Origin of the sequence: Bacteroides sp. 41_26, assembly GCF_949740115.1 — a bacterium.
Lineage (GTDB): Bacteria > Bacteroidota > Bacteroidia > Bacteroidales > Bacteroidaceae > Bacteroides > Bacteroides nordii.
Genome location: NZ_CATJGZ010000037.1, coordinates 1 through 19221, shown reverse-complemented (window position 1 = coordinate 19221; position 19221 = coordinate 1). Strand labels below are relative to the sequence as shown.

Annotated in this window: 18 protein-coding genes and 1 pseudogene; 9 read left to right on the top strand and 10 right to left on the bottom strand. The window is 40.0% G+C overall.

All coding sequences use genetic code 11. The features are described 5' to 3' along the window. The 4 genes from QX565_RS00975 to QX565_RS00960 form a co-directional block, all read right to left on the bottom strand. Positions 1–183, bottom strand: a 183-nt coding sequence (locus QX565_RS00975) for a sugar phosphate nucleotidyltransferase (protein WP_289290726.1), incomplete at its 3' end; no start/stop codon positions are given. A gap of 41 nt (positions 184–224) precedes the next feature. Then, positions 225–776 carry a UpxY family transcription antiterminator gene (locus QX565_RS00970; protein WP_289290724.1) on the bottom strand — a complete coding sequence of 184 codons (552 nt, stop codon included), beginning with the start codon at positions 774–776 and terminating at the stop codon, positions 225–227. Positions 777–1675: 899 nt separating this feature from the next. Then, on the bottom strand, positions 1676–3514 hold the full coding sequence (locus QX565_RS00965) for a WecB/TagA/CpsF family glycosyltransferase (RefSeq protein ID WP_289290722.1): 1839 nt from the start codon (positions 3512–3514) through the stop codon (positions 1676–1678). Positions 3515–3854: 340 nt separating this feature from the next. Next, positions 3855–4796, bottom strand: a complete 942-nt coding sequence (locus QX565_RS00960) for a tyrosine-type recombinase/integrase (RefSeq protein WP_221651304.1) — start codon at positions 4794–4796, stop codon at positions 3855–3857. A gap of 250 nt (positions 4797–5046) precedes the next feature. On the opposite strand from QX565_RS00960, the gene QX565_RS00955 reads away from it, so the two are divergent. Continuing rightward, positions 5047–5655 carry a master DNA invertase Mpi family serine-type recombinase gene (locus tag QX565_RS00955; protein ID WP_221651305.1) on the top strand — a complete coding sequence of 203 codons (609 nt, stop codon included), beginning with the start codon at positions 5047–5049 and terminating at the stop codon, positions 5653–5655. Between the two features lie 100 nt (positions 5656–5755). On the opposite strand, the gene QX565_RS00950 is transcribed toward QX565_RS00955, so the two are convergent. Beyond that, entirely contained in the window at positions 5756–6322 is a 567-nt protein-coding gene (locus QX565_RS00950) for an HdeD family acid-resistance protein (protein ID WP_289290719.1), read from the bottom strand. 248 nt (positions 6323–6570) lie between these two features. Between QX565_RS00950 and tpx the strand changes: the two genes are divergently transcribed. Further along, positions 6571–7074 (top strand): thiol peroxidase, encoded by a 504-nt coding sequence (gene tpx, locus QX565_RS00945; RefSeq protein WP_002561552.1) that lies wholly within the window; start codon positions 6571–6573, stop codon positions 7072–7074. Positions 7075–7226: 152 nt separating this feature from the next. Continuing rightward, complete coding sequence (locus QX565_RS00940) at positions 7227–8111, top strand: DUF3078 domain-containing protein (RefSeq protein WP_289290717.1); 885 nt, start codon at positions 7227–7229, stop codon at positions 8109–8111. Between the two features lie 122 nt (positions 8112–8233). Here QX565_RS00940 and QX565_RS00935 read toward each other — a convergent pair whose 3' ends face one another. The 4 genes from QX565_RS00935 to QX565_RS00920 all read right to left on the bottom strand — a co-directional run bounded on the left by QX565_RS00935 (position 8234) and on the right by QX565_RS00920 (position 13172). Next, positions 8234–8872 (bottom strand): DedA family protein, encoded by a 639-nt coding sequence (locus QX565_RS00935; protein ID WP_221651308.1) that lies wholly within the window; start codon positions 8870–8872, stop codon positions 8234–8236. Between the two features lie 133 nt (positions 8873–9005). Continuing rightward, a complete protein-coding gene (locus QX565_RS00930) occupies positions 9006–10457 on the bottom strand; it encodes a tetratricopeptide repeat protein (RefSeq protein WP_289290715.1) in 1452 nt (483 codons plus the stop codon). A gap of 103 nt (positions 10458–10560) precedes the next feature. After that, a complete protein-coding gene (locus QX565_RS00925; protein WP_002561556.1) occupies positions 10561–12300 on the bottom strand; it encodes a glutamine--tRNA ligase/YqeY domain fusion protein in 1740 nt (579 codons plus the stop codon). Positions 12301–12359: 59 nt separating this feature from the next. Then, the gene (locus tag QX565_RS00920) at positions 12360–13172 is read right to left on the bottom strand and encodes a PstS family phosphate ABC transporter substrate-binding protein (RefSeq protein WP_289290712.1); all 813 of its coding nucleotides are present in this window, start codon (positions 13170–13172) and stop codon (positions 12360–12362) included. A 186-nt stretch (positions 13173–13358) separates the two neighbouring features. Here QX565_RS00920 and pstC point away from each other — a divergent pair, with 186 nt between their 5' ends. The 6 genes from pstC (at position 13359) to QX565_RS00890 (ending at position 18796) form a co-directional block, all read left to right on the top strand. After that, complete coding sequence (gene pstC, locus QX565_RS00915) at positions 13359–14555, top strand: phosphate ABC transporter permease subunit PstC (protein WP_251237038.1); 1197 nt, start codon at positions 13359–13361, stop codon at positions 14553–14555. Position 14556: 1 nt separating this feature from the next. Then, a complete protein-coding gene (gene pstA, locus QX565_RS00910; RefSeq protein ID WP_289290709.1) occupies positions 14557–15432 on the top strand; it encodes a phosphate ABC transporter permease PstA in 876 nt (291 codons plus the stop codon). 159 nt (positions 15433–15591) lie between these two features. After that, positions 15592–16347 carry a phosphate ABC transporter ATP-binding protein PstB gene (gene pstB, locus QX565_RS00905; RefSeq protein ID WP_221651312.1) on the top strand — a complete coding sequence of 252 codons (756 nt, stop codon included), beginning with the start codon at positions 15592–15594 and terminating at the stop codon, positions 16345–16347. A gap of 148 nt (positions 16348–16495) precedes the next feature. Continuing rightward, positions 16496–17188, top strand: coding sequence for a phosphate signaling complex protein PhoU (gene phoU, locus QX565_RS00900; protein WP_195351137.1), 693 nt, complete (start codon positions 16496–16498; stop codon positions 17186–17188). A gap of 422 nt (positions 17189–17610) precedes the next feature. Further along, positions 17611–18216 carry a riboflavin synthase gene (locus QX565_RS00895; RefSeq protein ID WP_221651313.1) on the top strand — a complete coding sequence of 202 codons (606 nt, stop codon included), beginning with the start codon at positions 17611–17613 and terminating at the stop codon, positions 18214–18216. A gap of 40 nt (positions 18217–18256) precedes the next feature. Next, positions 18257–18796, top strand: coding sequence for a nitroreductase family protein (locus QX565_RS00890; protein WP_289290706.1), 540 nt, complete (start codon positions 18257–18259; stop codon positions 18794–18796). A 149-nt stretch (positions 18797–18945) separates the two neighbouring features. Here the strand turns inward: QX565_RS00890 and QX565_RS00885 are convergent. Beyond that, positions 18946–19221: pseudogene (locus QX565_RS00885) on the bottom strand (DUF4373 domain-containing protein); the annotation flags it as partial.

Genomic DNA, 19221 nt, shown 5'->3' with positions numbered 1-19221 from the left:
GAAGCCCGGCAGATCATAAGGCGTGGAGATGATTAATATTTCGCGGATACCGGCAAGCATTAATACGGATATCGGATAGTAAATCATGGGTTTGTCGAAGATAGGCAACAACTGTTTACTTACCCCTTTGGTGATAGGATACAGACGGGTGCCTGAACCGCCGGCTAATACAATTCCTTTCATATTATTATAATGATGGTTGGTTCGTTGATAACTTCATTCTATTATAATGATGGTTGGTTCGTTGATAACTTCATTCTTTTCTTATGGCACCTGCTGGTTATTTTTTCTACAAATCCAGCTGGCATATCTACCTGTGCACATCCAAGCATATCTAATCGGATAGCAACTTTACTTTTTCCGTCTACCATTACCAGTTCTCCTTCTAGACCTGTTAATGGCCCTTTGATCACCTTTACCAATTCTCCCGGAGCAAGTGGGGTAGTAGATAATTCCACGGCATCTTTGGAGTAGTCCAACATGAATTTGAATTTCTCCATTTGTTTATCCGGGATAATAGCAGGAGTTGATTCTCCGCGTAACACCATATACCTGCTAACGGACGATAAGGTTAGAGGTAAAGAGCGTTCTTCGGAGGATACACGAACGAAGAGTATCATTGGAATCACCACGCGTTCCACCTTTTTCCGGCGGTCACTCCATTGATGAATTTCCTCTTGAATGGGGAGGAAACATTCGATACCCATAGCATTGATGCGATCACGAGTTTTCTTTTCGTGATGGAGGCGAACGTAAGCTGCAAGCCAGTACTTCATAAAGTTATATTCTGAGATTTCTGATATCGAAATGGAGGGGGATACCGGTGCTTTGTTACGAAGCGCTTGAGCACGCTACGCTGTTACCTGTCACAACTCTGTGAGGTAATCTTTGATACAATAGACCAAATCCGATGCAAAGATATATATTATTTACGAAAAAAAATAATTTGTAGATAAAAAATAATATAATAAATGAGTTTTGTCTTTTTAATTTTTTATTTGAATTCTGTCTTTTTACTTATAGTGGCTTCTCGTTTGTTTCTTGAAAATATATTACTAATATTTCAATCGTAGTCTTTTTTGTAAAAAGGGTTTGGATGTTTTTTAGAATTCATTAATGCGAATGTTATCTTTTTTAAAGAAGGTATGATGGTATCTGTGAAATGAATGATATAATTCTTTGAATAGATTTTATGTAAATGAATATTTTATACTTATTTTTAGATTTTATATTTTGTAGTATTGCTTTTGTTGTTTATATATGAAACCTTTATAGGTCTTTTGTTGATGTAATATACTGATTGTGTGACTGTTTATTGTGTGAGATACTATGCGTAATTATAAAATGGATGAATTTCTTTTATTTCTTGTTTGTTTTCTTGAATTTTGATTTTATTCAATGCCTCTTGTTTCCATTTTCAGTTTTGTTAATGGATTGTTTGGGGGCAAGTAGTATTTCTTTCCTTCGTGTAGTAGAGTATGGATAAGAATGTCCGAAGATTATTTTTTTAAATTATCTTATATAATTACATTTATATAAAGTGAATAGTGTTTGCATTTCTTGAATATGTTAATTTACTAACTTTTTCAAGAATGCTCGTGTTTGAGATTTATGTAATTAATTATTTAATAATATATATATCTGTATTATTTACATTATTCTTTGCTGATATTTTTTAATTAGTTTCGTATTCGGTGGTTGTTTTTATCGATTTCTTTCTATTCTTTATTTGTAAAGCGGTGATTAAGATTTTAATGGCAGATAGAGACTGCTGTTTTCTCCATTGAGGAGGATAAGAAGTAGTGCCACCATAAAAACCAAACACAGCTCCTATTCCGGATATAAGATGGGTGTGAAGGAGATGCCGGTTAGTGGCAATCCATTTTTCTTGTTTGGATACTGACATTCCGATAAATAGTACATCAGGTTTGAATTCGTTTATAGCTGTTATCATTTCGTTTGTTTCTTCTTCAGAGAAACTGTCGCGATAAGGAGGGCTATATGTTTTTACTCGGATATTTGGATATTCTGTGAGAATACGTTCGGTAATAAGAGCAAGAGTCCGGTCAGAAGCTCCAAGATAGAATACTGATCCCGCTACTTTATCAAGGTGTTGAAGTATAGACAGATGTAGGTCATCACGCGATATATTGTGAATCTGCTTTCCTGTGAGCCAACGGGCAGCAAGCGTTATGCCCGCTCCGTTTGGAACTAATATATCACTTTGGAGGAGTGCTTGCTTGAGTTCTTTATCCTCATTGGCCATGAACCAGATGCGTGAGTCTATGGCATGTATCACCATTTGCTGGTCGGGGATAGAGTCAAACTGGTAGTTATTGGTGATTACGAAGTCTCCCATTGGGATTGATTCGGTTTGTTTTAATAGTTTCTTATTTAAGCTTTGAGCCCTTCTTCTTCTCCGTTTGTTGAGGTATACATCACATAAAATACCTGCTATAAGATCAATGGCCAATATCAGATTGATATTGAGTAACTCATGCAAAAGGATATTGCACGCTGTAATGAAGAGCGTAGTTATGGTGAGGGTCAAAGTGATTCTGCGGTGACTAAATCCCAAGTCGAGCAATTTGTGATGGATATGATTGCGATCCGGATGGAAAAGTGATTTTCCCTGGCTGGCCCGCGTATACATAACCCGGGCAGTATCAAACAGTGGAATAAACAAAACCGACCATGCTATAATAATAGGTGGTATGCCTGTTGAAATTGCTTCGGAAGAATCCCTCATGCTATAATACACCGCAAGAAAGGCAAGTATGTAACCCAGAGTGAGCGATCCTGTGTCGCCCATGAATAGTTTTCTTCGGGCTATAATATTATAATATAGAAAAGGAATGAGTGTACCTACTACAGAGAAAGTAAGAATAGGCATTGTGTAATTGCCTGCAATAATGAAGCCGATACCCAGGATGGCTGCAGCTGAGATACTGAGACTCGCTGCAAGTCCGTCTACTCCGTCAATAAGATTAATAGAATTAATGATATATACAATCAGCAGGGCTGTGAAGGGTATTCCGATATAGGGTGATAATTCGTATATGCCAAAAAGCCCATATAGGTTGTTGATGTAAGTTCCGGATGCTATCAGCAAAAGGGCAGATAAGGTTTGAATAATGAATTTATGTGAATAGCGTGCGCCAATCAAGTCGTCTTTGACTCCCATTAATACCAGAGGAAGAACGCCGCATATCATAAAAGAAAGGCGAATGAAAGACTCGGATGAATGACTGATATTAAATGCTCCCATCCATATAGCCTGTAGTCCTGCTATGGGTAGAAAGCTAAGAAGAATAACGGGACAGAAGGTAATGCCGGCCAATCTTGGTATAGGGTTGACGTGGGATTTACGCTTGTCAGGCATATCATATAAACGTTTTCTCCTGGAGATGAGAAGAACGCGTGGTAGCGTGATGAATTCTATAAAGATAGCTACAACAAGTGCTGCTATGCAGCATACAATTACACTAAATATAGGATTAATTAAAATATTCATTGTCTGTTTAATATTTGTTCCATTACTTATTAGGTAAGGGAATCTCAAATATCAAAAAGTTCAAAGAAAGTCGTTTTAGTGTTAATATAGTCTAACGAAAAAGGCGGTTTAGAAAGGAAAAACTGTCTGTTTTATTGAATTCTGTTTGATGTAACATTTGTAATTACATCAAACAGAATTTTCATATCAAATCTTCGTTTATTGAACAATAGGTTTAAACTGGTGTATTTATTATGTTAAATTGGTTTTTTTTGAAAAAAATATCAAGCTTTATTGTGTTAGATAGAAATTTTATCCCTAATTTTGCAGCGACAAGAAAAAATAATAGTCGTTCTCTTACCTAATAAGTAAGGGAACTCTTTTTGAGTATCATTTTTTTCTTAGAAGTCACTGCTGAGATAATTTTTTTGTTTGCTTCACTCATCGTTTTGTTATCCAGCGATTCCAGATATACATATGTTACTTTTTCCGATGAATGTCCCATTCCTGTACTAATGATCGAGACAGGAATTCCTTTTTCCCTTGCTGTACTTGCCCAGGTGTGCCTTGCTACGTATGAAGTGAGGTGTGGCGTTATCTGTATCATTTCCGATATCTGATGCAAATGCTTGTTATACAGCCGCAATGCGCTTTTGTATTGCTTGTATCCTTGTTCTCCTACAGCATTTAGTATCGGTAGCAAGTAAGCCGAGTTTTTGCATTCACGTGCATAGCGTTTAATGATCTTGTGCGCGCAGTTTTCAACGGTAATATACAGCTGTTGCCGGGTTTTATGGCGGCGGTAAACCAGTATGTTTCCATTGACATTACTTTTACGCAGATAAGCCAGGTCTACGAATGGGATTCCCTGTAAGTAGAAACTTAGCAGAAACAGGTCACGACTAAATTCCAATTGCGGGTACCGACTAAAATCTGCTTCCCGTAATTGGTTGATTATAATCGGTTTGATAGCCCTTTTGGCGGTCGTGTCGCAGCCTACAAATACATTCTCAAAGATGTCTTTGGTGTTTATTGTAGCTACTCCGGCAGCCACTGCCTGGTTAAAGATAGAGCGCAACATGCGCATGTACAAAGAGATCGTGTTTTCATACAACCCCTTCAGAAAGAGATGCTGCTCAAACCCTTTAATAAGTTGAGGAGTAATCTCGTCAAAACGAGTAGATGGAGTACCTGTAAACAATTGTAAACTGTGCAGCGTACTTAGATAACTATCTGCGGTACTATACCTTCCAGACAGTTTTGCTTTTTCAATCAATGATTTTGTGAAGATTTGTATTTCCATTTCTATGCTTCCTTTTAGGTTTGTTCAATAAACAAAGAATAAGATCGAAATGATTTTGGTTGTTTAGATAATGAGTTGGTAAAGATAGGATAAAGATATGGTAAAAAAAAGAGCGATTTGCATATTTTTTGCTATGATTTTATTTTGAATACCTGGAAAATAGAGAAATAAAAGAATCTCTAACGAAGATGATATATTATAATATTTACTGTTTTTTCGCGGTGTATTAATCATTTTAATCGAGAAAATTATGGTAATAGCTTATTTGAGAGTAAGTACAGAAAAGCAGTTTTTAGCCAATCAGAAAGAAGAGATTTTAAGATTCGCAGAGAAGAATGGGTTGGCTATTGATAAATGGTACACCGAGACGGTGAGTGGGAGTGTAAGTACGAAAGAGCGAAAACTGGCACCGCTATTGCGACAGATGAAGCCGGGAGACACGCTGATTGTTACAGAGATTTCAAGATTAAGCAGGACCCTATTGGAGATTATGACTATTTTAAATTCATGCATTAAGAAGCAGGTAGTACTGTATAGTACTAAAGAGGGATATGTCTTTCAGAATGATATAAACAGTAAAGTGTTAGGGTTTGCATTCGGCTTAATGGCAGAAATAGAACGTAATCTTATTTCCATGCGTACAAAAGAGGCCTTGGCAAGACGCAAGCAGGAAGGAGTTGCATTAGGGAGGAGAAAAGGAGATAATCCTAAATTGCAATTATTGCATGATAACAGAAAATATATTTTAAAACAAGCACGAGGTGGTGCTAAACATGCGAAACTGGCACGTGAGTTTGGAGTGTCCAGAACGACCATGTTCCGGTTTCTCAAAGCAGAAGGAATGACGGCAAATACCTGATGAACTTAAAAAATGTGAATTGAGAATTTGGATGTGCTTGACATCGCATGATAAATCTCAATTCACAAATTTTGAATTTAACAATTTGTTCTATAAGGTTTTAGTTGTTCACTCTTTTATGAAGGTTCTTAAGCTCAAACGCAAGCATGAACCTGAAAAGACCGATGATGAGGAAGGTGAACGAAATCATATACACGGCATATAATGCACCTATTGCCGGTTGCCACAGAATGAGCAGAGAGCATAAAATAGCCAGAATTCCGAATGCCATATACCAGCCCCAGTCGCGGGTTCCATAACGTTTCAGATCCATGGAGTAGCCTGTGGCAGAGAACCCCCGGAACATGAGCCAGAAAGCAATCAAGAAAGGTATAACTTCCATGCTTACTATTGGATAAACCACAAGATAAATACCGATAATAAGGTCAATAATACCTCCGGCGAGGTACCAGCCCCAGCTTGACACATGTTTATTGCTTATAGCAAAAAGAATTTCCAGAATACCACTGACTAACATGGAGATACTGAAGATAATGCTTAGAGCTACATAACTACTTAACGGAGCAAACATAAGGCATAACGCTACGCCGATATACAAAATACCTAAAATAAGAGACATCCACCAATTTTTCACTGAATGTTGAATCTCATCAAATACTGTTTTCATACGAATGTGATTTTATTAATTGATACTATAAGTTTGTTAGGGGAGTAACAAATAGAGGGAAAAAAGGTTTGGCATGGCGATTTGATATACAAATCGGTTGTATGCTGGATAATATATCATATGAGGCTTGATGTATGATTCTGTTATTTCTTTGTGAACCTATTGCAAACTTTAATTGTTGTATACACAAAGGAGCGAAACTTAAGACTCTTTTTTAAAATACTAAATAACTAATAATAATATATCTTATGGCAACAACAAATTTCAAAGGACAACCGGTAAAGCTGATCGGTGAATTTATACAGGTAGGAAAGGTAGCTCCTGATTTTGAACTTGTAAAAACAGATTTATCTTCTTTTTCTCTGAAAGATCTCAAAGGGAAAAATGTAATTCTTAATATTTTCCCAAGTCTTGATACAAGTGTTTGTGCAACCTCTGTACGTAAATTTAATAAAATGGCAGCTGGTTTGAAAGATACAATCGTATTGGCTATCTCCAAAGATCTTCCTTTTGCTCATGCGCGTTTCTGTACTACTGAAGGTATTGAAAACGTAATTCCATTGTCGGATTTCCGTTATTCGGATTTTGATGAGAGTTATGGTGTGCGTATGGCAGATGGTCCGCTTGCCGGCTTGTTGGCGCGTTCGGTGGTGGTGATTGGTAAAGATGGTAAGATTGCTTATACAGAGTTGGTACCGGAAGTTACGCAAGAACCTGATTATGATAAAGCACTGGCTGCTGTGAAAGAATAAATTATTAAAGAGAGAGAGCCTGTGCCTTTTAAAGGCACAGGTATTAAAGATTTTGACCTAATAGGGACTGGTTTATAGATATGGTAATATCGCCATCTCTTCAGTTCTTGTTAGGTTGTGTTTTTTTCAGAAATAAATAAAACCTAAACAGAATGAACAGAATGCAATTAGTGCCTATCGCCTTTTTATTTATGGGCGTAGGAGTGTTGTCGGCTCAAACGGAACCGGCAAAAGAAGCTTCCCCCTGGACAAGGGAAGGATATGCCGGGGTGAAATTGACCCAGGTAAGTTTAACAAACTGGGCTGCCGGTGGTGACAACTCTGTTGCCTTTGATTTACAGGGTGCTTATCAGGCCAATTATAAAAAAGGAAAACATCTTTGGAACAATCGTCTCGAATTGGCCTATGGATTAAATAAAACGGGCGAAGACGGTGTAAGGAAAGCGAATGATAAGATCTACCTGAATTCTAATTACGGATATTCTATAGCGAAGAGCTGGTATGCCAGTGCTTTTGCTACTTTTCAGACGCAATTTTCTCCCGGATATGATTATAAGGTAAACAAAGATATCTCTGTTTCAGAGTTTATGTCTCCTGCCTATCTGACCACCGGACTTGGTTTTACTTACGAACCCAATAAGATCTTTACGGTAGTACTGTCTCCGGCTTCCTGGCGTGGTACGTTCGTGCTCAATGATCGTTTATCTGACGAAGGAGCTTACGGTGTAGATCCGGGCAAGCATTTATTATCGAGCTTCGGAGCAAATCTGAAAGGAGAGGTGCGATATGAGTTTATGAAGAATATGACAGTTTATTCCCGTCTGGATCTCTATTCTGATTATTTGGATAAACCGCAGAATGTGGATGTGAATTGGGAGGTACAGATAAATATGGCAATTAATAAATGGTTCTCAACTACATTAACTACCAATCTGATGTATGATGACGATGTGAAAATAGCCCAGAAAGACGGAACAAAAGGACCACGGGTGCAGTTTAAGGAAATATTAGGAGTGGGATTGCAATTTAATTTCTGAGTTTAATTTCACCACAGAGGACACAGAGAACACAGAGATACTGAATAATTATCTAATTGACTTTAAATAATTAAAACTCTGTGTCCTCTGTGGTGAAATAAACTCAAAACAATACGAAGTCCTTATTTCTTCTTCAGTGCTTTGTAAACCAGGAAACCTACAATAAATACCCCTACAGCGATAAAGAAGTAACCCAGTTCGTGACTGTATTCACCAACACGTGCCAACAATTGTTCTTCGCTCTCGATACCCGGAACGGAAGCCAGATGGTATCCGATAGCTGCCAGTATACCATTCCATAAACCGGCTCCAAGAGTAGTGTATAACAGGAAGGTGGAAAGCTTCATACGGGCAAGACCGGCAGGGATAGAGATTAACTGACGTACAGCAGGGATCAGACGCCCTACAAAAGTAGACAATGCACCGTGCTTATCGAAGTATTCTTCTGCATGTTGTACTTTAGCTTCGTCGATGAGGCACATGTGGCCAAAACGACTGTTGGCAAACTTATAAATGATAGGGCGTCCCAGCCAGTAAGCCAGATAATAATTGATGATTGCTCCGAGGTTTGCTCCAATTGTGGCAAACAATACTACCAGATATACATTCATTTCATCATTTACAGCTGCTTTGTAGGCGGCAGGAGGTATAACTACCTCGGACGGAAAGGGTATAAACGAACTCTCGATGGTCATTAACAGGGTAATAGTCCAGTAGTTAAGGTGATCGAGACACCATTGAATGAAGGCTACAGATTCCATTTGTTTAAATTCTGAATGCTAATTTATAATTTAAGTATTTTGATTTAGTAGTCAGTAGATAGAATCTATGCATGTGATAACTCTTATGCCAAATGGATTCCAGTTACCAGCTATTATCTACTAACTTCTAATTTTAGTTATCTTCTTTATCTTTCTCAGTCTCTCCGTTATTTACATCGTCGAGTTCATTCATGAATGTTTCCAGATTCTGCAAGATATCTTTGTCGGTATTTTGTGACAACATTTCCTGAATCGTTTCTATGCTTAGCGGAGTTTCTGACATTTGATTGTATTTTTGGAATCCTTTGTGATCCCTAAGAATCATGCAGATAGAAGCCAGACGACCATTGATCCCCGGATAATCAGGATCTTGTTTCTTGGCTTCTTCAAAACAAAGGCGGGCATTTTCTACCATGCCATAGTCCAGGCTATAGTTGCCTATCTGCACTAATGTTTCGGCTTCGGGTGCATATTGCAACGCTACAGCCCAGCACTTTTTAGCTTCCTCAAACTTATCCTCTTCCAGATAGAGGCGTCCTTCCTGCAGATAAATTTCCACACTCTCAGGTATCTGTTTTTTGGCCTTTTCGCAGAGTTGATGTGCTTCTTCATATTTGCCTAACTTGGAAAGACAGAAAATTTCATTGCTGTATATATCCGAAAGGATGGGAGAGTTATCGTCTCCGATAATTTCCATTGCAAGTTCATAACTTCTGTAAGCCAGTTCCCATTTTTCCTGATTGGCATATGCCAGCCCGATAAACATATGAGCAAAGTCGGGAGGTAGGCTTTTGTTCTGTAGAGCCAGTTGATATTCCTGGATAGCTTCAGTTTCATTCTCTAAATGGAAGAGGCTGTGTGCTCTTATGATGTGTGCCTCTCCGAAATTATCATCGGCCGCAAGGGCAAAGTCGCAGGCTTCAATAGCCTTGTCAAACTCCTGCTGGCTGAAATGGCATTTGGCAAGTCCGGTCCAGTAAGAGGGATTGTACGGATTCTTATCAATCAGCTTGTTGTAGAAACATATTGCCTTTGTGTTATACTCTCCGCTACGATAGCAATCGGCGATGGCTGCAAGGAATTCTTCGTTCTCCTTATATTCTTCCAGTCCGAGAGTGAGCCATGGCAATGCTTTCTCCGGATAGCCCATATCCATATAAAGATACGCTACATCAATGATCGTTTCCAGTGATTTTTCTTCTTCAATAGAGTTGAGCAGGGTTTCTGCTTCGTCCAACTTACCTTCGTTCAACAGGATTTCGGCTTTTAGCAGTTTGACTTCCGGATCGTAACCTTCTGCGATACTGTCAACCACGGTTATGGCCTTTTGAAGTTGCATCGTATCCAGATATAGATAAGCCTGCTCTACCAAGAGGTCTGTGTGCCCCGGATGAAGTTCAAGACCGTAGCTGATTACTTCTTGTGCTTCCTCAAAACGACGGTCTGTGGCATATTTGTCTGCGATATCTGCAAGTTGGTCACCGTCCAGATAAAGTTGCCTATTCTCTGCTTTTGCTGTTTCGTAACTTGCAATGAGTTCGTTCAATTCTTGTTCTTTATCCGTAGATGGATTTTTTCTAGCCATTTGATTAATTAAAAATGAGAATTAAAAATTAAAAACGAAATTGAGGGAGAAAGAAACGGACTGTACTTTTGTGTATGTGCAGTCCGCTTTTTATTTCCAACTTTTAATTTTTAATTTTGAATGTATCTTTCAACCCCACGGTGCGGTTGAATATAAGTTTGTCGGGAGCCGACTCTTTGTCTATATTGAAGTAGCCTATGCGCTGGAATTGCAGGTACGAGAGTGTAGGCAATGTTGCTACATACTTTTCCACATAGCAATTATTGAGTATTTGTAAAGAGTCAGGATTGATAATCTCTTTCATGGCCTCCAATGCTTCGCAGTTTTTAGCTTCACGGATGGCAGCCAGTTCGTCACGCGGGTTCTCTACTTTCCAAAGACGGTCATAGAGGCGTACTTCTGCAGATAGGCAGTGTGCACAACTCAACCAGTGCAAAGTACCTTTCACTTTACGGTTAGCATCGGGCATACCACTTTTTGTATGTGGATCATATTCGCAATATACTTCAGTAATATTACCGTTTTCATCCTTCTTACAGCCGGTACACTTTACGATATATGCATTTTTGAGACGTACTTCCTGTCCCGGAGTCATGCGGAAATATTTTTTCGGAGCATCTTCCATAAAGTCTTCACGTTCAATCCACAGTTCGCGGCTGAACTCGATTGTATGGCTTCCTGCTTCCGGATCTTCCGGATTGTTAATTGCATCCAGTTCTTCTACTTCTCCTTCGGGATAGTTGGTAATAATCAGTTTCACCGGATTCAATACCGCAGAAACACGGGTAGCACGGGCGTTGAGGTCTTCACGTACAGCACTTTCCAGCAAAGCAAATTCATTGAGAGCATCATAAGTAGTGTAGCCAATTTTGTCAACGAACTTACGGATAGACTCAGGTGAATAGCCACGACGACGGAAACCGCAGATAGTCGGCATGCGTGGATCATCCCAGCCATTTACCAGACCTTCTTTTACGAGTGTTAGCAGATTGCGTTTACTCATCAGCGTATAGCTGAGGTTCAGCTTATTGAATTCATACTGACGGGGACGATTGTCATTCAAGTCATTCCCTTCTTTCAACCAGTCGATAAAAAGATCGTATAACGGACGGTGTACGACGAATTCCAGTGTACAGAGTGAATGAGTCACTCCTTCAAAGAAGTCACTTTGTCCGTGCGCAAAGTCATACATCGGATAGGCTTTCCAGGTAGTACCTGTACGGTGATGCGGATGTTTCACTACACGGTAGATAATCGGGTCACGAAAATGCATGTTCGGATTTGCCATGTCTATTTTAGCACGGAGTACCATAGCACCTTCTTCTATTTCGCCACTGTTCATTTTTTCAAATAAGGCAAGATTCTCCTCAATGGGGCGGTTGCGATAGGGGCTTTCAGTTCCCGGTTGAGTCGGAGTTCCTTTTTGTGCGGCAATCTGTTCGGAAGTCTGTTCGTCAATGTAGGCTTTACCTTCTTTGATAAGACGCACGGCAAAATCCCAAAGTTGCTGGAAGTAATCCGAAGCATAATATACATTTCCCCACTCAAAGCCGAGCCATTTGATATCTTCTTCGATAGCTTCTACATACTCCACATCTTCTTTGGTTGGATTGGTGTCATCAAAACGAAGATTACATACACCGCCATGACGGGCCGCGAGGCCGAAATCGAGGCAAATAGCTTTGGCATGACCTATGTGAAGATAACCATTGGGTTCAGGCGGAAAACGCGTCTGTACCTTTCCTCCGTTTTTGCCCTCTTTTAAATCATTTTCTACAATTTGCTCAATAAAGTTGAGGCTTTTTTTTTCGCTTGTCACCTCTTCGTTTCTAATATCTGTCATAGCGTTTAATGAGTTACGAGTTATGAGCTACAAAAGTATGACATTTTTTTTGCATAACCTTATTTCACCGGAATATATCCACTCTTTTTTATAATATCCTGCCCTTCCTGAGAAAGAATGAAGTCAATAAGAGGTGTTACCGCTTCTTTGTTCTCTGCATTGTAATAGTAATAAAGAGGACGTACGATGGGATAAATTTTACGAGTTGCATTTTCTACATTGGGCTGGGCATAATGCTTGTTGTCATAAGACACTGACAACGTTTTGATACGTGGTGATACATAGGCCAACCCGACATAGCCGATAGCTCCCTTTGTCTGGCTCACCGATTGTATGATGGCACCGGTGGCAGGCATAGAGAGGCTACTGGACATGTAATTCTTATTTTTAAGTACACTTTCTTTAAAGAATTCGTAGGTTCCTGAAGAGGTTTCCCGGGAGTATACAACGATCTTACGGTCTTCGCCACCCACTTGTTTCCAGTTAGTGATTTTACCCCGGAAGATATCCTCCAACTGTTGACGGGTAAGTTGCTTCACCGGGTTTGTCGGGTGTACTACCACGGCAAGGGCATCGTATGCAACGATAACCTCCTCTATATTTTTTTGAGTAGCCTTGGCCTTCATCTTTTCACTAAACTTGATAGGGCGGGAAGCCATAGCAATGTCAGTGGTATTATCCATTAAGGCGGAGATGCCTACTCCGGTTCCACCACCTGTGACGGTGACACGGCTATCTGCGTTTCTATTCATAAAGCGTTCGGCAGTTTGCTGGGCAACCGGAAGAACCGTGTCACTACCTTTGATCCGTTGGGCTTGAATGCCTGTGGTTATAAGAATCAGACTCAGAAATAATATGCTTTTTGCATTCATAAATTCACTTATAATTGGTATTTCGCTCGCAAATTAAAAAAGAAGATATTACATTCTTGTTATAAAACCTACAATGTTTGCTCTTGTAACATAAATGTAACACTTTTGAAACATTTCCTTCAAGCGGAATTCACACCTCCTTAATATGATACTCTTTCCTTTGCATTCAGAAATCAAACAATAGGTATGAAGAAGATTTTCGAAAAGATTGTAGAGGGTATGCTTACTTGTAGTGGCTTTGTTACAAGTATAACCATCCTGCTTATCGTACTATTCCTGTTTACTGAAGCTTTTGGACTATTCAGCAGCAAAGTGATAGAAGAAGGATATGTATTAGCTTTAAATAAAGATAATAAGGTCAGCCAGCTAAGTCCGGCTCAGATAAAAGATGTTTTTGATGAAGAGATAACGAATTGGAAAGAACTCGGTGGGGAGAATCTCCCTATCCGGGTTTTTCGTTTAGAAGATATCACACAATACTATACGGAAGAAGAGTTGGGAGATGCTTATCAGTATGCCGGGGCACGTATTATGGAACTGATTGAGAAGACTCCGGGGATTGTTGCTTTCGTCCCGCAACAGTTTATTACAACACCGGATAAGGTACATTTTATCAAGGATAATACCATTTCCGTAAAAGATGTATTTGCCGGTGCCGAATGGTTCCCGACGGCTACTCCCGCTCCGTTGTTTGGCTTTCTGCCTCTTATTACCGGTACCCTTTGGGTAAGCCTTTTCGCCATACTTATCGCTTTGCCGTTCGGGCTTTCCGTATCTATCTATATGTCCGAAGTAGCCAATCCGAAAGTACGTGGCTGGCTGAAGCCTATCATCGAATTATTGAGTGGAATCCCGTCGGTAGTCTATGGCTTTTTCGGGTTGATAGTGATTGTACCACTTATACAAAAAGTATTCGATTTGCCGGTAGGAGAGAGCGGGCTGGCAGGAAGTATCGTATTGGCCATCATGGCACTGCCAACCATTATTACTGTGACGGAAGATGCAATGCGCAATTGTCCGCGTGCCATGCGTGAAGCCAGTTTAGCGTTGGGAGCCTCACAATGGCAGACTATATATAAGGTCGTTATTCCTTTTTCCATCTCCGGAATCACTTCAGGAGTTGTGCTTGGTATCGGTCGTGCTATTGGTGAAACGATGGCTGTACTCATGGTAACCGGAAATGCAGCGGTAATTCCTACTACAATCCTTGAACCGTTGCGTACCATCCCGGCCACTATTGCTGCCGAACTGGGCGAAGCACCTGCCGGTGGGCCTCATTATCAGGCGCTGTTCCTGTTAGGTGTAGTATTGTTTTTTATCACATTAATTATAAACTTTAGCGTAGAGTACATCTCGTCTAAAGGCGTAAAACGAAGCAAATAAAATGGAAATAGTAAGTAATAATAAGGCAAAACGTCGTTCACAAGGCATTGCTTTCGGAATCTTCCGGGCGTTAAGCTTGTGTATCGTACTGATCTTGTTTGCCATATTGGGGTTTATTATATATAAAGGTATAGGAGCTATAAATTGGAATTTTATTACTTCTGCGCCTACCGATGGTATGACGGGAGGAGGCATCTGGCCCGCTATTGTAGGTACGTTCTACCTGATGATAGGAAGTGCACTTTTTGCCTTTCCGGTAGGAGTGATGAGCGGTATCTATATGAATGAGTATGCTCCCAAAGGAAAGCTGGTTCGCTTTATTCGAGTGATGACCAATAATCTGAGTGGTATTCCATCCATTGTTTTCGGATTGTTCGGTATGGCTCTGTTTGTCAATTATCTTGGGTTCGGTGACAGCATTTTGGCCGGTTCGCTAACGTTGGGGTTGCTTTGTGTTCCTTTGGTGATTCGTACCACAGAAGAGGCGTTGAAGGCGATTCCTGACAGCTTGCGTGAGGGTAGCAGAGCGTTGGGAGCAACCAAGTTGCAAACGATCTGGCATGTCATTTTACCAATGGGTATGCCCAATATCATTACCGGACTGATCCTTGCCTTAGGACGTGTTTCCGGTGAGACGGCTCCCATCCTTTTCACGTGTGCAGCCTATTTCCTGCCGCAGTTGCCTACCAGTATTTTTGATCAGTGTATGGCATTACCTTATCACCTTTATGTGATTTCTACCAGTGGTACGAATATGGAAGCTCAATTGCCGTTGGCTTATGGCACTGCATTGGTGTTGATTCTGATTATTCTGTTGGTAAACTTGTTGGCGAATGCCTTGAGAAAGTATTTTGAGAAAAAAGTAAAAACAAACTAAGTAAGATTTACGATTAGACAATTTACGATTTACGATTGATGTTGCAATTCGTTTCAAGTTGCATCGCATATTGAATCAAGTTGCATCGCATTTTGTAAAATCATAAATAGAAGTAATTTCAATCGTAAATTGTAAATCGTCAAATCGTAAATAAAGAATATGGAAACAATGGTAAGTGCTCGTGATGTGAATTTCTGGTATGGTAACTTTCATGCATTGAAGGGTATCGGTATGGAGATCGAAGAAAAAACGGTAGTAGCGTTTATTGGTCCTTCAGGCTGTGGTAAGTCTACCTTTCTTCGTTTATTTAACCGTATGAACGATTTGATTCCTGACACTCGCCTGACAGGAGAGATTCGAATCGATGGTGAGAATATTTATGATAAAGGCGTACAGGTCGATGAACTCCGTAAAAATGTAGGAATGGTTTTCCAGCGTCCCAATCCGTTTCCTAAAAGCATTTTTGAAAATGTGGCGTATGGTTTACGGGTGAATGGAGTTAAAGACAATGCTTTTATTCGCCAGCGTGTCGAAGAGACATTGAAAGGAGCAGCACTTTGGGACGAAGTCAAAGACAAGCTCAAAGAGTCTGCTTATGCTCTTTCGGGCGGGCAGCAACAGCGTCTTTGCATCGCACGCGCTATGGCCGTATCTCCTTCTGTATTGCTGATGGATGAACCTGCTTCCGCCCTCGATCCTATTTCTACGGCAAAGGTAGAAGAATTGATTCATGAGTTGAAGAAGCAATATACGATTGTCATAGTAACACACAATATGCAGCAGGCTGCTCGCGTTAGTGATAAAACGGCCTTCTTCTATCTGGGAGAGATGGTAGAATATGACAATACAAAGAAAATCTTTACGAATCCGGAGAAAGAAGCAACGCAGAACTACATAACCGGAAGATTCGGATAAAAAAATAATTATTCAATGTGCCAATAGAATAATGTGCCAATGTGTCAATATGCCAATGTGCCAATTGCCATGCGGCATGTTGTTGTATTACGGTTAATTGGCATATTGGCACATTTTTCAAATTAGCACATTATTAAATTATTATATTATGGTGAAGTTTATAGAATCGGAGCTCATCCTGCTGCACAAAGAAGTTGATGAGATGTGGACATTAGTTTATAACCAGTTGGATAGAGCTGGAGAGGCCGTATTGACACTTGATAAAGAACTTGCCCGGCAAGTGATTGTTCGTGAACGGAGAGTGAATGCTTCCGAACTGAAAATAGACAGTGATGTGGAGGATGTGATTGCTTTGTATAATCCTGTGGCTATCGATTTGCGTTTTGTGCTTGCCATGCTTAAGATTAATACCAATCTGGAACGTCTGGGTGACTTTGCCGAAGGGATTGCCCGTTTTGTGCTGAAGTGTGAGGAGCCTGTTTTGGATGCCGAATTGTTGAAACGTCTTCGTCTGGAAGAGATGTTGGGAGAAGTGCTCTCTATGCTTGAATTGGCAAAACGTGCTTTGAATGAAGAGAGTATTGAACTGGCTACCGCCGTTTTTTCCAAAGACAACCTGCTAGATGAAATCAATGCTGAAGCCACTACGGTTCTTGCCGGTTATATAAAAGAACATCCCGAAAGTGTACTTTCCTGCCTGAACCTCGTAAGTGTGTTCCGTAAATTAGAGCGTTCCGGAGATCATATCACTAATATTGCCGAAGAGATAGTGTTCTTTATTGATGCGAAAGTGTTAAAACATAGCGGAAAAACGGATGAACACTATCCGGAAAAGTCATAATATGCAACTTTTTATACAAAAATTAGTAGTACTTAAAAAAAAGTTCTATATTTGTCTGCTGTAACGGGTAGGTAGTGAGGTTACTATCTTGAAATGATAATAAATCCAAAGAAATTTCAAAAAGATGTTATAAGACATGTTTTAATATTTGGTTCATAACGAGAAAAGCGCCTATATTTGCACCGTTATCCTGAAAACAATCTTTTTACCTTAAAAAAAAACTAATACCTATTGAAAACTGAGAAATGGAGCTTTGTGAAAAGCCCCATTTTTTTATACTTATATCCTATTAACAATTAACACAGATTATTTGTTTCCTCTACTCTAATCAGTTTCAATTTTGTATCTTTGACCCCATGATCGGAGAGGGTATCTCCAACCGTAAATCGTAAATAGTTAAATCATAAATAGTAAATATCTTTATGTTTTCCGGAATAGTAGAAGAATATGCTACTCTCGTAGCACTGGTAAAAGACCAGGAAAATATACACTTTACTTTTAAGTGTTCGTTTGTAAATGAGTTGAAAATAGACCAGAGTATTGCACACAACGGTGTATGTCTGACAGTTGTTAGCATGACCGATGATACCTATACTGTGACTGCCATGAAGGAGACGCTTGACCGCTCCAACCTTGGCTTGCTTAAAATAGGGGATAAAGTGAATGTGGAACGTAGCATGATGATGAACGGACGTCTGGACGGACATATCGTGCAAGGACACGTTGATCAGACTGCTACTTGTGTGGATATCAAAGATGCAGACGGAAGCTGGTATTTCACATTCAAATATGCATTTGATACAGAGATGGCAAAGCGTGGATATATCACTGTAGACAAAGGTTCGGTAACGGTGAACGGCGTCAGCCTCACTGTATGTAACCCTACGGATGATACCTTCCAGGTAGCCATTATACCTTATACTTATGAACATACCAACTTCCATACTTTTGTGATCGGTAGTGTGGTAAACATTGAATTCGATATCATCGGCAAGTATATCAGCCGTATGATTCAGTATAAGTTTTAAAGTTATAGAGTTATAACTCTAAAATTCTATAACCCTTTTTATGGATTTTCTGCAATTAGTTATGTCACGGCAAAGTGACCGTGCTTATGATAAGGAACACTCTGTTGAACCGGAAAAGCTGGAACGGATACTGGAAGTTGCTCGTTTGGCACCTTCAGCTTGCAATGCACAGCCGTGGAAGTTTGTGGTGGTTACGGACAGAGAACTTTCCCGCAAAGTAGGGAAGGCTGCTGCCGGACTTGGCATGAATAAGTTTGCGAAGGATGCACCTGTACATATCCTGGTAGTGGAGGAATCTGCCAATATTACTTCTCTTTTGGGAGGTAAAGTGAAAGACAAGCATTTCCCCCTGATTGATGTAGGCATTGCAGCTGCCCATATTGTTCTTGCTGCCGAAAGTGAAGGCTTGGGTTCGTGTATCCTTGGTTGGTTCGATGAAAAAGAAATTAAACAACTGACGGGTATTCCTGCTTCTAAACGACTGTTGCTGGATATTATTGTCGGCTATCCATTGAAAGAGAAGAGGAAGAAAATTCGTAAGGTGAAAGAAAAAGTGATATCTTACAATGGCTATAAGTGAAATAGCAGAGTCCTTCATTTCCCGCATACAAACTTAGTATTTTAACGGTGACTTAAAATGCATATTAATAGTGTGTTAAGTACGTACTTTGGTATCCCAAAAGTACGTACTTTTTTATTGCTTGATTTCCAGGTTTTTAAACCTGTTTTTTACTGTGAAGTCCTGAGTATTTTTAGGATATATTTTCCCGGTGCCTCAATCCTGCCCCAGTTTGTTTTTGCCAGTACTCTCCATATTTCCGTCCCCTTCCTGCCATAGTCCGACAATCTCAGTATCGCCTTAATCTCGGCTTTGTCCTTCACATTGTGCAGCCTCAGGCTCTCCAGTAGCCCGCTGTAATTGTGTGTTTTCTCATTGAGTGCGTATTCGGGTGGGGGAGGAAGCAAAGAAATATCTTCCTCTTCTTCCTTCTCCCCGGTGGGGGG